Source organism: Brucella tritici (assembly GCF_008932285.1).
Classification (GTDB): Bacteria; Pseudomonadota; Alphaproteobacteria; order Rhizobiales; family Rhizobiaceae; genus Brucella; species Brucella tritici.
In genome coordinates this window covers 1-15,116 of record NZ_WBVY01000003.1, presented here as the reverse complement: position 1 = coordinate 15,116, position 15,116 = coordinate 1, and the positions used below count along the sequence as shown (strand labels likewise).

Below are 15,116 nucleotides of genomic sequence, written 5' to 3'. Positions count from 1 at the left end.
TCAGGCGGGGCGTTCGGCAAGCACCATATAGTTCACATCGGTGTCGCGGGAGCGGCTCCAGCTGTCGGCCAGCGGATTATAGGTCACGCCAAGCTTGTCGATAAGGCGCAGGCCGCCTTTCGCAAGTGCTGATTCCAGTTCTTCCGGACGGACCAGCTTTTCATATTGATGTGTGCCGCGCGGCAGCCAGCGCAGGACATATTCCGCGCCGATGATCGCCAGACCGTAAGCCTTCAGCGTGCGGTTGATCGTGGCGACGAACATCAGTCCGCCGGGCTTCACCATTTCGCTAGTCGCGGACATGAACAGATCCACATCGGAAACGTGTTCGACCACTTCCATGTTAAGCACGACGTCGAATTTCTCACCGGCGTCGGCCAGCGCTTCTGCTGTCGTGGCGCGGTAGTCGACCTCGACGCCGCTCTGCGCGGCGTGGATTTTCGCCACTTCGATATTTGTCGTGGAGGCATCCGCCCCGATGACGGTCGCGCCGAGGCGCGCCATCGGCTCGCAGAGAAGCCCGCCGCCGCAGCCGATATCGAGCAGGCGCAGGCCCTCGAAGGGTCGCGGCGCATTGGGATCGCGATCGAACTTGGCGCAGATCTTTTCCTTGATATAAGCAAGCCGCGTCGGATTGAACTTGTGCAAGGGACGGAACTTGCCCTGCGGATTCCACCATTCCGCGGCAATGCGCGAAAAATGCTCGATTTCCGAAGCGTCGATGGTGGTGCGGGCGGTCTCGGTCATTTCATTCTCCAGCGGCGGAAGCGTGCAGTTCTGCTCTCAAGGTAGTACTCCAAAGTCAAGGAACAAATCAATTTCGCTCTCAAGAGGCCCGATACGAATCGCGGCCTTGCGGAAGCGTGGCATTTTAGCTATGTGACCCCGGGTTTGCCTGTCGCAACAATATAAGGTTTGGGCAGGTGAGAGTGTAATTTTTCTAAACAGCGGGACGTAACCTTAAATGGCGCGCATCGTGATGAAATTCGGCGGCACTTCGGTAGCCGATCTGGAACGCATCTATAATGTGGCGCGCCACGTCAAACGCGAGGTCGAGGCGGGCAATCAGGTTGCCGTCGTCGTTTCGGCCATGTCCGGCAAGACCAACGAACTGGTCGGCTGGGTGCAGAACATGCCGAAAGTCTGCGGCGCAAGCTCGCCTTTTTATGATGCCCGCGAATATGACACCATCGTCGCATCCGGCGAGCAGGTAACGAGCGGGCTTCTGGCGATTGCGCTTCAGTCCATCGGTGTCGACGCGCGTTCGTGGCAGGGCTGGCAGATCCCGATCAAGACCGACAATGCCCATGGCGCTGCCCGTATTCAGGACATCGACGGCTCGGAAATCATCCGCCGCATGGAAATGGGACAGGTTGCCGTGGTTGCCGGTTTCCAGGGTATTGGTCCTGACAACCGCGTGGCAACGCTCGGGCGCGGCGGCTCGGATACGTCTGCCGTCGCCATCGCTGCCGGTGTGAAGGCTGATCGCTGCGATATTTATACGGATGTCGATGGCGTCTACACCACCGACCCGCGCGTGGAGCCGAAGGCAAAGCGTCTTTCGAAGATTTCCTTCGAGGAAATGCTGGAAATGGCATCGCTTGGTGCCAAGGTTCTGCAGGTGCGTTCGGTCGAACTCGCCATGGTGCACAAGGTGCGCACGTTCGTGCGCTCGAGCTTTACGGACCCAGATGCGCCGGGCATGGGTGATCCGATCAACCCGCCCGGAACCCTTATTTGCGACGAGGATGAAATCGTGGAACAGCAGGTCGTCACAGGTATCGCCTTTGCGAAGGATGAAGCTCAGATTTCGCTGCGGCGCGTGGCCGACCGGCCGGGCGTTTCGGCAGCCATTTTCGGGCCGCTCGCTGAAGAGCACATCAATGTCGACATGATCGTGCAGAACGTGTCGGAAGACGGCTCCAAGACCGATATGACCTTCACCATTCCAACGGGTGATATCGACAAGGCCCTGAAGGTGCTGGACAAGGTCAAGGGCGAGATCGGCTTCGACAATATCCAGTCCGAAACCGGTCTTGCCAAGATTTCGGTCATTGGCATCGGTATGCGCAGCCATGCTGGCGTTGCCGCCACCGCCTTCAAGGCGCTGGCCGAAAAAGGCATCAACATTCGCGCCATCACAACGTCTGAAATCAAGATTTCTATCCTGATCGACGGCCCTTATGCGGAACTGGCCGTGCGCACGCTGCACGCGGTCTATGGCCTCGACAAGTAATCAGCCGGTTTAGTTTCCGTTTGAAACAGAGTTGTATGCGGGGCCACGCAGCCGAAAGGGTGCGCGGCCCCGCAACATTTTGCGAGCAGTGACTATTTGTTCTGGACGCGGGTGTCAAAAATGCTCACAAAGGGGTTGGCGTAACGCTTCGCGGGCGGGTATTGGGAATCGGCTGGCGGAACGCACGTCAGCAATTTTGAAGGAGCCCCCGACGATCATGCGTGAGCTGACAACCGGTCCCCGCGTACTGCTTAAGCGGTTGCGCGAATTGATGGCAGAGCCGCTGGAACCGCAGGCGCGCCTCGACCGGATCGTTCGTGAAATCGCCCAGAATATGGTCGCGGAAGTCTGTTCCTTCTATATATTGCGCGCTGACGGCGTCCTTGAGCTTTACGCGACCGAAGGTCTCAATCCGCAGGCCGTCCACCTTGCCCAGCTTCGTCTCGGTCAGGGTCTGGTTGGCACGATTGCCGCAAGCGCCCGTCCTCTCAATCTGACCGATGCGCAAAGCCATCCGGCTTTCGCCTATCTGCCGGAAACGGGTGAAGAGGCCTATAATTCCTTCCTCGGCGTTCCCGTCCTGCGTGCTGGCCGCACTTTGGGCGTTCTTGTCGTCCAGAACAAGACCAAGCGGGCTTATCGGGAAGACGAGGTCGAAGCACTTGAAACCACCGCTATGGTCCTTGCCGAAATCATCGCGACCGGTGACGGGCTGCGTCTGGCCCGTCCCGGCATAGAGCTTGATCTTGGTCGTCCGATGAGCGTGACAGGACAGGCTTTCAACGATGGTATCGGCCTTGGCCATGTGGTGCTGCATGAGCCGCGCATCGTCGTCACCAATCTTTTCAACGAGGATAGCCAGGCAGAGCTGAACCGGCTGGACGAGGCGCTTGGCAGCCTGCGCATATCCATCGATGACATGCTGTCGCGCCGCGATGTGGCGGCGGAGGGTGAGCATCGCGAAGTGCTCGAAGCCTATCGCATGTTTGCCCATGATCGCGGCTGGGTGCGGCGTCTGGAAGAAGCCATTCACAATGGTCTGACCGCCGAGGCGGCGGTCGAAAAGGTGCAGAGCGACACACGTGCGCGCATGGTGCATCTGACCGACCCCTATATGCGTGAGCGCCTGTCGGATTTCGATGATCTCGCGAACCGTCTGCTGCGCCAGCTGATGGGGCGCGACATCAAGACCATCGCCGAATCGCTGGTCAAGGACGCGATCATCGTCGCCCGTTCGATGGGGGCTGCCGAGCTTCTGGATTATCCGCGCGAGCGTTTGCGGGGTGTCGTTCTGGAAGACGGCGCAGCCACGAGCCATGTTGTGATCGTGGCCCGAGCAATGGGCATTCCGGTCGTTGGCCAGGCCAAGGGTATTGTATCCATGGCCGAAAACAACGATGCGGCAATCGTCGATGGCGATGAAGGCATCATGCATCTGCGTCCGCAATCCGATCTGGAAACGGCCTACGCCGAAAAGGTTCGGTTCCGGGCGCGGCGTCAGGCCCATTATCGTGAGTTGCGGGACAAGCCGTCCGTCACCAAGGATGGCGTCGATATATCGCTTTTGATGAATGCAGGGCTTCTCGTCGATCTGCCGCAACTGTCGGCTTCGGGTGCGGCGGGGATCGGCCTGTTTCGCACCGAACTTCAGTTCATGGTGGCCTCGACATTCCCGCGTGCCGAGCAGCAGGAACGTCTTTATCGCTCGGTCATTGAGGCGGCAGGCGACAAGCCGGTGACTTTCCGGACGCTGGATATTGGTGGAGACAAGGTTCTCCCTTATTTCAGTTCAACCGTACAGGAAGAAAATCCGGCACTCGGCTGGCGGGCCATCCGTCTGACGCTCGACCGTCCGGGGCTGCTACGCACCCAGCTAAGGGCGCTTTTGAAGGCCGCGGGCGGCCGCGAGTTAAAAATCCTGCTGCCGATGATTACGGAAGTCAGCGAAGTGAAGGCCGCACGCGAGATCATCGATCGTGAGGTCCGTCATTTATCGCGATTCGCCCATCAGTTGCCCATGTGTCTGAAACTGGGAGCGATGATCGAGGTGCCGTCGTTGCTTTGGCAGCTTGAGGAACTGATGTCGCTTGTCGATTTCATCTCCGTTGGTTCGAATGATCTTTTCCAGTTTTTGATGGCGACGGATCGTGGCAACTCGCTGATGTCTGGTCGCTTCGACCAGCTTTCGCCCGCATTCCTGCGGGCACTGCGCTTCATCGTGGAAACCGGCAATCGCCACGGCAAATCGGTTACGCTATGCGGTGAAATGGCCAGTAGGCCGCTTCCAGCCATGGCGCTGGTCGGCATCGGGTTTCGGTCGATCTCAATGTCGGCGGCAGCAATCGGTCCCGTCAAGGCCATGCTCGATGCGCTTGATGCGGGCAAGCTCACGGCCTTGTTGGCGGAAGAGCTGGACAAGCCGAACAGCGCGCATTCATTGCGTGAGCTGTTGATGAGATTTGCCGAAGACAACGATATTCCGTTATAGCGAAGCAGATTGATCTGATTGAACGGTCGCGGTGCAGGGGTGCGCAGCGTCTCGTTTTGCATTCTTGCCGCCGCTGACAATTTTTAGGACATGACATGATCGCATTGCCGCAGGACCGGATGGACCAGCTCTTGAAGCGGTTCTCGATGATCGAAAGCCAGATGGCCAATAATCCGGATTCGGAAACCTATGTGAAGCTCGCATCGGAATATTCCGAGCTGCAGGAGGTGGTCGGCAAGATTCGCGAACTGACCGATGCCCGCAAGGAAGCGGTTGATCTCGCAGCCATGCGTGACGATGTCTCTACGGATGCGGAGATGCGCGCGCTGGCGCTCGAAGAATTGCCGGAAGTCGAAAAGCGCATCGAAACGCTGGAGCAGGAAGTCCAGATTTTGCTGCTGCCAAAGGATGCCGCCGACGAGAAGAACGCCATTCTGGAAATTCGGGCCGGTACGGGCGGTCTGGAGGCGGCGCTGTTCGCCGGTGACCTGTTCCGCATGTATGAGCGCTATGCCGCCGAAAAAGGCTGGCGGGTCGAACTGGTCTCGGCCAGCGAAGGCGATGCTGGCGGTTACAAGGAAATCATCGCCACTGTGTCCGGCAAGGGTGTGTTCTCCAAGCTCAAGTTCGAATCAGGTGTGCACCGCGTGCAGCGTGTGCCTGAAACGGAAGCCGGCGGACGCATCCATACATCGGCGGCAACCGTCGCGGTTTTGCCTGAAGCCGAGGATATCGATATCGAGATCCGTAATGAGGATATCCGCATTGATACGATGCGGGCATCGGGTGCCGGTGGCCAGCACGTGAACACGACCGACTCGGCGGTTCGCATTACGCACATCCCGACTGGAATCATGGTCGTTCAGGCTGAAAAATCCCAGCACCAGAACCGCGCCCGCGCCATGCAGATTCTCCGGGCACGCCTTTACGACATGGAGCGCCAGAAGGCAGAAACCGAACGCTCTGAATCGCGCCGCTGCCAGGTCGGTTCGGGCGATCGATCCGAGCGTATCCGCACTTATAATTTCCCGCAGGGACGTGTTACCGATCATCGCATCAATCTGACGCTCTACAAGCTCGACCGGGTTATGGAAGGCGATCTGGATGAATTGGTTGATGCGCTGATTTCCGATCATCAGACCGCACTTCTGACGGAACTGGGGCAGTAAGGGTGAGCGAGATGCGTCTCGACCGCCTGATGGCTGATGCGCGGACGAGGCTTCGTGCGGCAGGACTGGACACACCAGACCTCGATGCACGGCTTCTGGTCGAATGGGCCACCGGCAAGACCCGTCTCGATCTGATATCCGCACCGGAGCAATTGGTGGATTCTGCTGCCATCGAGACGCTTTCCGATGCCCTGGACCGCCGTGAAAAGGGCGAACCGGTTCACCGGATCATGGGTGTTCGCGAGTTTTTCGGCCTGCCTTTCAGGCTCTCCGCTGCGACGCTTGAACCACGTCCCGATACGGAAGTGCTGGTGGAACTGGTTATTCCGGCACTGGAGGCGCTTGCGGGACAGAACAGCGTGCTTGAGCTTCTCGATATGGGCACGGGAACGGGCGCGATCGTCATTTCGCTTCTCCATCGCTTCGAACACGCGCATGGCATTGGCCTCGACATGGCCGAAGGTGCGCTCGCGATGGCGCGAATCAATGCTGTCGCCAATGGAGTAAGCGACCGTTTTGCAGCACTTAAAAGCGACTGGTTCCAGAATGTGAGTGGGCGGTTTCATCTTATCGTCTCAAACCCGCCCTATATTCCGCATGAAGACATTGCGGGATTGTCGCGCGAAGTGCGCGAACATGATCCGCTTGCTGCACTTGATGGCGGCGCCGATGGACTGAATTTCTACAGAGCCCTTGCACAGAAGGCAGCAGATCACCTATATAAAGATGGAATGGTTGCCGTAGAGATCGGCGCCGGACAATTCCAGGATGTTGAGGCGCTTTTTGAAAGCGCAGGTTTTTCTCTCGCAGGAGATGCGAGCGATCTTGGCGGCCACAGAAGGGCCATGCTTTTCGCGCACAAATCAAATACGTAATTTTGATGCGGCGAACCGCTAAAAAACACTTGGAATTTGCGGCGAAGCCGTTTAGTTTCCGGCCACCGTATACAGCCAGAATGGTTTTGCCCGCTGATGGGCGGTGGCGGAAATGCTCCATGACGATTTTTGGTCATGCTCCCCGGAGGGTTCTTTGGGGATGGCTTGTGCGGAAGTACACGACTTTCAAGCATAATCTCGAAGAGCGAGGCTTTTCGGAATGGTTATGCATTAATGCAACCGCGGAGTTTCGGTGACCCATAGAGGTGTACCTAACTCAGGAGCAGTCGATTTGTGGGAAGTTTTTAGGGCGTACTTCCTCCATGGCTCGATAGCGTGAAACCGGCAGCTTTTTTAGCTGTGGAGTTTCTACGCCCTTTAATCTGAAAAGAGATGAATATGAGGCCAGCACAGCAGAACAGGCGCATGCGCGGACGGGGGAATAACAATAATAACAACAACAATAACCGCAAGGGCCCCAATCCTCTGTCGCGCAATTACGAAAGCAATGGCCCGGATGTGAAGATCCGTGGCAATGCGCAACATATTGCAGAAAAATACTCGACACTTGCGCGGGACGCACAGGCATCTGGCGATCGCGTGATGGCAGAAAACTATCTTCAGCACGCCGAACATTACAATCGCATCATCATGGCTGCCATGGCGCAGAATCCGGTGCCGTTCCAGCGCGAAGAAACCTTCGACGATGACGGTTCGGATGATGAGGAAGCAGGTTTCACGCCTGTCGCAGCACAGCCGCAGCCTGTCAACGGTTCCGGCCCGCAGCCGGTCATCGAAGGCACCCCCGCCGAGGTCGTCTACGGCGAAGATGGTGGCGAGCCGGTAAAGTCCGGCGAAGGTCGCCAGCAGCCGCGCGAACGCGATAATCGTGATCGTCGTCTCGGTCGTGGTCGCCGTCCGCAGCGTGAGCGCTTCAACGCTGACGAGCGTTCGGATGAACAGCCGCAGGAAAAGCAGGCTCAGCCGGTGGCTGAAGAGGCTTCGGCTCCGGTTGAAGTCGTGGCCGAGCAGGCAGCACCCGCTGTCGTTGAAGTCGCTCCTGCTGCCGATGCAGCATCTGCCGAAGAAGCCGCACCACGTCGCGCCACGCGCCGTCCGGGTCGCCCGCGTCGTGCCGCCAAGGATAGCGGTGACGAGACGCCAGCGACGGAACCTGCGAATTCCGACGCCTGATTGTCCTTCTGTATCAAATCAAAGAAATGGCGCGGTTTCCGCGCCATTTTTATTTGGTTTTGCAAGTGCATGTAACCCTTGCCGAAACCCGGCCATCGTCCCATATGCTGTCTTGGAAAGAAGCCCGCCCATTGTGGGGGCTTCGTCACCATACATCTTCCGGTGCCGCTTGACGGGCTGGAGGGCAAAGGAGACATGATGAATATCGAAAAATATACGGAACGCGTCCGGGGCTTTATCCAGTCTGCACAGACTTTCGCACTGTCATCCGGCAATCAGCAATTCACGCCGGAACACGTGTTGAAGGTTCTCGTCGATGATGACGAAGGACTTGCCTCATCCTTGATCGAACGGGCAGGGGGCCGGATCGCCGATGTGCGCATCGGCCTGCAGAACGCGCTCGAAAAGCTGCCCAAAGTGTCGGGTGGTAACGACCAGCTTTATTTATCGCAGCCGCTTGCCAAGGTCTTCTCGCTTGCCGAGGAACTTGCCAGCAAGGCCGGTGACAGCTTCGTCACCGTCGAGCGCCTTCTGACGGCGCTGGCGATGGAAAAATCCGCAAAGACGTCTGAAATTCTGTCCGCTGCCGGTGTGACCCCGACGGCGCTCAACAAGGTCATAAACGATATGCGCAAAGGCCGCACCGCCGATTCGGCGTCCGCTGAAAGCAATTATGATGCGTTGAAGAAATATGCCCGCGATCTGACCGAGGATGCGCGTGCAGGCAAGCTCGATCCCGTGATCGGCCGCGACGAGGAAATCCGCCGCACGATTCAGGTTCTGTCGCGCCGCACCAAGAACAATCCGGTTCTGATCGGCGAGCCGGGCGTCGGCAAGACCGCAATCGCGGAAGGTCTGGCGCTTCGCATCGTCAATGGCGATGTGCCCGAATCCTTGAAGGACAAGCAGTTGATGGCGCTCGATATGGGTGCGCTGATTGCCGGTGCCAAATATCGCGGTGAGTTCGAAGAACGTCTGAAAGCGGTGCTTTCGGAAGTGCAGACGGCTGCTGGCCAGATCATCCTCTTCATCGATGAAATGCACACGCTTGTCGGCGCAGGCAAATCCGATGGTGCCATGGATGCATCGAACCTTTTGAAGCCTGCTCTTGCACGCGGCGAATTACACTGCGTCGGCGCGACGACGCTCGAAGAATACCGGAAATATGTCGAGAAGGACGCAGCCCTTGCCCGTCGCTTTCAGCCGGTATTCGTCGATGAACCGACCGTCGAGGATACGATCTCGATTCTGCGTGGCCTGAAGGAAAAATACGAGCAGCATCACAAGGTGCGCGTTTCGGATTCGGCTCTGGTTGCTGCGGCAACCTTGTCGAACCGTTATATCACCGACCGTTTCCTGCCCGACAAGGCAATCGATCTTGTCGATGAGGCAGCATCGCGCCTGCGCATGCAGGTCGATTCCAAGCCGGAAGAGCTGGATGAAATCGACCGTCGCATCATGCAGTTGAAGATCGAGCGCGAAGCGCTGAAGGTTGAAACCGACGCCGCTTCCAAGGATCGTTTCCAGCGCCTCGAAAAGGAACTGACCGATCTGGAAGAGGAATCGGCGGAACTAACGTCGAAATGGCAGTCTGAAAAGCAAAAGCTCGGACTTGCCGCCGATCTCAAGCGTCAGCTTGAAGAGGCGCGCAATGCTCTCGCCATCGCGCAGCGAAGCGGAGAATTCCAGAAGGCAGGCGAACTGGCCTATGGCAAGATTCCGCAGCTGGAAAAGCAGCTTGTCGAAGCCGAAAGCCATGAAAACAAGGGCTCTCTGCTTGAAGAGACTGTTACGCCGGACCACGTTGCGCAGATCATTTCGCGCTGGACCGGTATTCCGGTCGACCGGATGCTGGAAGGCGAGCGTGAGAAACTGCTGCGTATGGAAGACGAACTCGCGAAGCGGGTCGTCGGACAGGGCGAGGCGGTTCAGGCTATCTCGAAGGCAGTTCGCCGCGCGCGCGCCGGGCTTCAGGACCCCAACCGGCCTATCGGCTCGTTCATCTTCCTTGGCCCCACGGGCGTCGGCAAGACGGAACTGACCAAGGCGCTCGCTTCATTCCTGTTTCAGGACGATACGGCCATGGTGCGTATCGATATGTCGGAGTTCATGGAAAAGCATTCCGTGAGCCGGCTGATCGGCGCGCCTCCCGGCTATGTCGGCTACGAAGAAGGTGGCGTTCTGACGGAAGCTGTGCGTCGCAGGCCTTATCAGGTGATCCTGTTCGATGAGATCGAAAAGGCGCATCCGGATGTGTTCAACGTGCTGTTGCAGGTGCTGGACGACGGACGCCTGACTGACGGGCAGGGCCGTACGGTCGATTTCCGCAATACGGTCATCATCATGACCTCGAATCTCGGCGCCGAGTATCTCGTCAATCTTGGCGAGAAGGACGATGTCGAGTCGGTTCGTGACGAAGTGATGGGCGTGGTGCGGGCTGCCTTCCGTCCGGAATTCCTGAATCGTGTCGATGAAATCATCCTGTTCCACCGGCTGCGCCGCGAAGACATGGGTGCGATTGTCGATATCCAGATGCAACGTCTCCAGATGCTTCTGACCGATCGCAAGATCGTCCTGCAGCTGGAAGAGGATGCACGCGAATGGTTGGCCAACAAGGGTTACGATCCGGCCTATGGAGCACGTCCGTTGAAGCGTGTCATCCAGAAGGAAGTTCAGGACCCGCTCGCCGAGCGCATTCTTCTGGGCGATATTCTGGATGGTTCCATCGTCAAGATTACCGCTGGTTCGGACAGGCTCAATTTCCGTCCGATTCGCGGTGCGCTTGAGGATGAAGGCCAGAAGGTCGGTGAGAGCGCCTGAACGTTCATGAGTTGAAGGCTTTGGGCGTTGCAACCGGATAGGTTGCGGCGCCTTTTTCATGTCTGGCCTGACAAGTTTTCCGGCTTTCCTTCGATGTCGGCCATCTTCATGTCCAGTTCATCTGGCATCTGCTCTATCAGCTAGAGCGGTTTCCGTTAAAACGGAGTCGCTGGAACTGCTCTAACTATTTGTTTCATCGCATTTTCCGACGCAAAACCGCTTCGCACTTTTGCTGGAAATGCTCTAATCAGTTGTTAACCATATTAGCGGCATCCATGATCTCTCGATCACTCAGGGCATTCTTCATGGCGCATTACACCCGCATGCTTCGTTTCGCTTTGTTTGCTTCTGTTGCGGCAACTGCTGTCGACGGTACAGCGCGCGCAGAGGAAGGCAATTCTGCAACGGCTACCGAACGCCCGGTACAGCTTGCGCAGCTTTATGATCCGGGTGAAGAAATCTATCATGATCGCCGGGTGCGGGTCTTTATCGACCAGTATGGCCGCCGCGTTACGATGGATCGTCGCGGACGCATCCTCAGTGTCGAGGACGCCAATAATTATGACCCGAACGCCTATGACCGTCGGGTTCGCCGTGCACCGCAGCCAGACGACAACTGGACGCTCGATGGACCGGTCGACGGTGGTGCACCCTATGATGGTTTCGGCAATGTGCCTGAGGACCCGAATTATTATCCGGACGCTCCGGCGGCACCGCAATATGGCGGCAACCGGGATGGACAGGTGCAGCGGTCGGAATTGCCGCCGGCAGGTGATCAATATCCCGACAATACCAATACCAATTCAGCCAGTGCGAATCCCGGTTATGACGGCCAGCAGGATTATGGCCAGCCGGGTTATGAACAGCCAAGAGGTGTTCCCAATCCAGGCGACATGGCCCCGGCCATTGAAATGCCGAAGGGGCAGGGTGCAAAGGCGAAGATCGCAGCCTATCAAATACTCCTCGATCGTGCAGGTAGCTCGCCCGGCGTCATTGACGGTCGTTCGGGTAGCAATGTCGACAAGGCGGCTGCCGCCTATGGCGAACTGACTGGAAAGTCGATCAGCCCGACGGATGAAGCGGCGGTCAATGCGGAGCTGGAAGCGACAGGCGGTCCGGCCTTTACCGAATACACAATCACCAATGAGGATGTGGGACGGCAATATGTTGCCTCCATTCCGGAAGATTACGCCCACAAGGCGCAGCTACCGGCGATGGCCTATACATCGGTCACCGAAATGCTCGGTGAAAAGTTTCATATAGACGAGGCCTATCTGAAAGAGATCAATCCCGGCGTAAACTTCAATCAGCCGGGTTCGATTGTTAAGATTCCCAATCTCGGCAAGCCTGTCCGGACCAAGGTGGCCCGCATCATTGCCGACAAAGGACGCAAGCAGGTTCGCGGCTACGATGAAACAGGCAAGCTGGTCGTTGCCTATCCCTCGACCATTGGCTCGTCGGACAATCCGTCACCTTCCGGCGTTGTTCAGGTCGAGCGTATCGCGATCAACCCGAACTATACCTATAATCCGAAGATCAACTTCAAGCAGGGCAATAATGACAAGGTGCTGACCATTCCGCCTGGGCCGAACGGGCCGGTGGGAACAGTCTGGATTGCGCTTTCCAAGCCGACCTATGGCATTCACGGTACGCCCGAGCCATCGAGAATCGGCAAGACGTCAAGTCATGGCTGTGTTCGATTGACCAATTGGGATGCGGAAGAGCTGGCAAAGCTGGTGAAAGCTGGCGTAACGGTCGAGTTCACCGAGTAAGCATTTCAGTGAATTCAAAGAGAAAGGCCGGGGCGTTTCCCCCGGCCTTTCTCTTTATCAGCTCTTCGTCGATCCGTTCGAGGCAAGCTTGGTGCCGTTTTCATCGCTGTTCAAAAGCGTGTCGATACGATCCCGTTCCTGCTTGAAGGCTTCGAGTTCCTTGCCCGAAAGCGCCTTGTTGTCGGGCAGACGAATGCGCAGCGGATCGACCTTGGTGCCGTTCACGATCATTTCGTAGTGAAGGTGAGGACCGGTCGAAAGACCCGTCGACCCCACATAGCCGATCACCTGTCCCTGCCGCACGCGCGCACCGGCGGTAACGCCGCGGGCGATGGCATTCTGATGGCTATAGCTGCTTACATAACCATTGGCATGACGAATCAGGGTCTGGTTACCATAGCCATTGGTCCAGCCTGCCTTTTCCACCACACCATTACCGGAGGCGATGATCGGCGTGCCGCGCGGTGCGGCCCAGTCCACGCCGGTATGCATGCGGCTATAGCCAAGGATCGGATGGCGACGCATGCCGAACGGTGAGCGGAAGACACCATTGGGAACCGGATTGCGGAGCAGGAACTGCTTCGCACTCTTGCCGTCGCCATTGAAGTAATCGACGCTGCCGTCCGGAGCCTGATAGCGATAGAATTTGCGGGTTGTTCCACCGAAATTGGCCGAAACATAAAGAAGCTGCGAATCGGCTTCCGGTTTGTCGGGGTCGTCCGGTAGCGAGAAGAATGCGTCGATCTGGTCGCTCGGCGACAGCCGCGATTGCAGGTCGACATCGCTTGCCAGCATCTTGACGAGCTGTTCGCGCATCGTCTCCGACATGCCATAGGCGAGCGCGGCACGGCTGATTCCGTCATAGACACTCGGCAAATTGCCTCGAATAGCCGTTGGAAGGGCATTACCGTCGAAAGCCGTCTGCAGAAGCGGGGTCTGTTCCGGTTCATCAGACGGAATATATTGTCCCCGGTCGTTGAGGGCGACAGTCACCAGATGCGTGGTGCGATTGTAGATGCTTGCGCGCACGATGCGGTCAACGCCATTTTGTGTCTCTGTGCCGACACGCAGGACGCTGCCTTCCTTGAGGCGCGGCGAGTTCATCAGCTTGGCAAGCGAGTCCGCCATGTTCTCGGTATCGTCGCCGGTATAACCGGCGTCTTCGAGTGCCTGCTTGATGTCGGCTGTCTGGCGGAAGGGAATCAGTTCTTCGGAAAAGCCTTCGCCAACTGTTTCATCATCGCCGCGCTGCGTGACGCTGACATTCTCCTGCGTAATCTTCACGCCGAGCGCCGGGCCGAGTGCGAATGGAGAGTCGGAGCCGCCGAAGCGGGCGGGATCGACATAATGAAGCGAGGCGACCTGGACGTCACCGTCGGTCAGAAGGCCGCCAGTATCGCGCACAACTTTCTCAACCTCATCAACGGTAAGGTCGCTGGATGCGTCGAAAGTCGCGCTGTTCATCGGAAAATCGACGACATGCAGGCTGACTTCGCTTTCGACCTTGGCGCCGTAAATCTGACCGGCATCGGCAGGTTGCGGTGCAGCAGGACCTTCCGAGAATACGGTCAAGGCGTCGAAGGCCGGATATTTGCGGCTGGTCGGATGATCGACGGCGAGAGCCATACGGACAAATTCAAACGGTCGCGTGCGAATGACTTCGCGCTCGCCCACTTTCTGCATTGTCGAAAGATCGAAACGGCGCCGGTCGCGCGCCTTCTGCTGCGAGACCGTGCTGACAAGGCGTCCGCCTTTGGTAACGGCGGCTTCATCGGTCGCGCCGGGCATGTCGTTTCGTGCAAGGATTTCAGGCGGGGTGGCCAGCTGCTCACGTCCGTCGAGCGCGGCAAACAATGCGACACCGATCAGCATGCAGGACGTAACGCCGGTCAGGAAGGTTCCAGCAAGCCAGCGTGCAGAAACTTCACGACGATCCGGTGGCCGTCGCCGTCCGCCTACACTCAGCGGGGGCTCGTCACCCGGATCGAGATTGTTCGGCCCCATCTCTTTCATACTGCTGTAGCCGGTCCTTATTTATAGTTGACCGCACAAAACGTGCTTGAAATCGTTTGTCAGAAAAGCGGGTAAACCGCCAATCCGGTACTAAGGTGTCTTCCATTCTGTCGGAAGGCTCCCAAACGGGCATTTGAGTTTTGCCTGCCGAAGAAACGTAAGTCAACGACAAGCCTGTCGGCCAACGATTTCCACAATCGCGTGCAAGCTATGATTCAGGGCCGGTTTCGAAAATCTCGCGGAAGCTATTCAGCTAATAAGGCCGGTTTAAGGCTCACCCAAGCGTGATCGGTGTGATGAGCTCGCTTTAATATAAGGCAGATACGTGGAAATCCGACGGTCTGTGGAAACTTGTCAAAAAAACATCAAAAAACTTCATTGTCGCTGTTGACAGATATGAAGGGTCGCCCCTATATACGCCTCCACAACGAGGGCGGCGACGCTGCTAGCGGCAGACTGGTTCGTCCCTTGAGTTGGTTGAAAGAGTTTGACAGCGATGTTTGGCTTGAGTAGATCGGCGGCATTGGCGGGATGAGAGTTCTGTTGATG

General features: G+C 57.5%; 9 protein-coding genes. 7 read left to right on the top strand and 2 right to left on the bottom strand.

Features of this window, described 5'->3' with window-relative positions:
- Entirely contained in the window at positions 1–747 is a 747-nt protein-coding gene (ubiG, locus tag F9K94_RS09890; protein ID WP_061344455.1) for a bifunctional 2-polyprenyl-6-hydroxyphenol methylase/3-demethylubiquinol 3-O-methyltransferase UbiG, read from the bottom strand.
- A 217-nt stretch (positions 748–964) separates the two neighbouring features.
- Here ubiG and F9K94_RS09885 point away from each other — a divergent pair, with 217 nt between their 5' ends.
- The 7 genes from F9K94_RS09885 to F9K94_RS09855 all read left to right on the top strand — a co-directional run bounded on the left by F9K94_RS09885 (position 965) and on the right by F9K94_RS09855 (position 12,554).
- The gene (locus F9K94_RS09885; RefSeq protein ID WP_061344454.1) at positions 965–2,236 is read left to right on the top strand and encodes an aspartate kinase; all 1,272 of its coding nucleotides are present in this window, start codon (positions 965–967) and stop codon (positions 2,234–2,236) included.
- A gap of 217 nt (positions 2,237–2,453) precedes the next feature.
- The gene (gene ptsP / locus F9K94_RS09880) at positions 2,454–4,724 is read left to right on the top strand and encodes a phosphoenolpyruvate--protein phosphotransferase (RefSeq protein ID WP_061344453.1); all 2,271 of its coding nucleotides are present in this window, start codon (positions 2,454–2,456) and stop codon (positions 4,722–4,724) included.
- Positions 4,725–4,819: 95 nt separating this feature from the next.
- On the top strand, positions 4,820–5,893 hold the full coding sequence (gene prfA, locus F9K94_RS09875; RefSeq protein WP_151645377.1) for a peptide chain release factor 1: 1,074 nt from the start codon (positions 4,820–4,822) through the stop codon (positions 5,891–5,893).
- Between the two features lie 11 nt (positions 5,894–5,904).
- Entirely contained in the window at positions 5,905–6,768 is an 864-nt protein-coding gene (gene prmC, locus F9K94_RS09870) for a peptide chain release factor N(5)-glutamine methyltransferase (RefSeq protein ID WP_235813448.1), read from the top strand.
- Between the two features lie 399 nt (positions 6,769–7,167).
- Positions 7,168–7,962, top strand: a complete 795-nt coding sequence (locus tag F9K94_RS09865) for a DUF4167 domain-containing protein (protein ID WP_151555323.1) — start codon at positions 7,168–7,170, stop codon at positions 7,960–7,962.
- A 198-nt stretch (positions 7,963–8,160) separates the two neighbouring features.
- The gene (clpB, locus tag F9K94_RS09860) at positions 8,161–10,782 is read left to right on the top strand and encodes an ATP-dependent chaperone ClpB (protein WP_151645375.1); all 2,622 of its coding nucleotides are present in this window, start codon (positions 8,161–8,163) and stop codon (positions 10,780–10,782) included.
- A 305-nt stretch (positions 10,783–11,087) separates the two neighbouring features.
- Positions 11,088–12,554 carry a L,D-transpeptidase gene (locus F9K94_RS09855; protein ID WP_151645373.1) on the top strand — a complete coding sequence of 489 codons (1,467 nt, stop codon included), beginning with the start codon at positions 11,088–11,090 and terminating at the stop codon, positions 12,552–12,554.
- A 57-nt stretch (positions 12,555–12,611) separates the two neighbouring features.
- Here F9K94_RS09855 and F9K94_RS09850 read toward each other — a convergent pair whose 3' ends face one another.
- Positions 12,612–14,567 carry a M23 family metallopeptidase gene (locus F9K94_RS09850; RefSeq protein WP_061344450.1) on the bottom strand — a complete coding sequence of 652 codons (1,956 nt, stop codon included), beginning with the start codon at positions 14,565–14,567 and terminating at the stop codon, positions 12,612–12,614.
- Between the last annotated feature and the right edge of the window lie 549 nt (positions 14,568–15,116).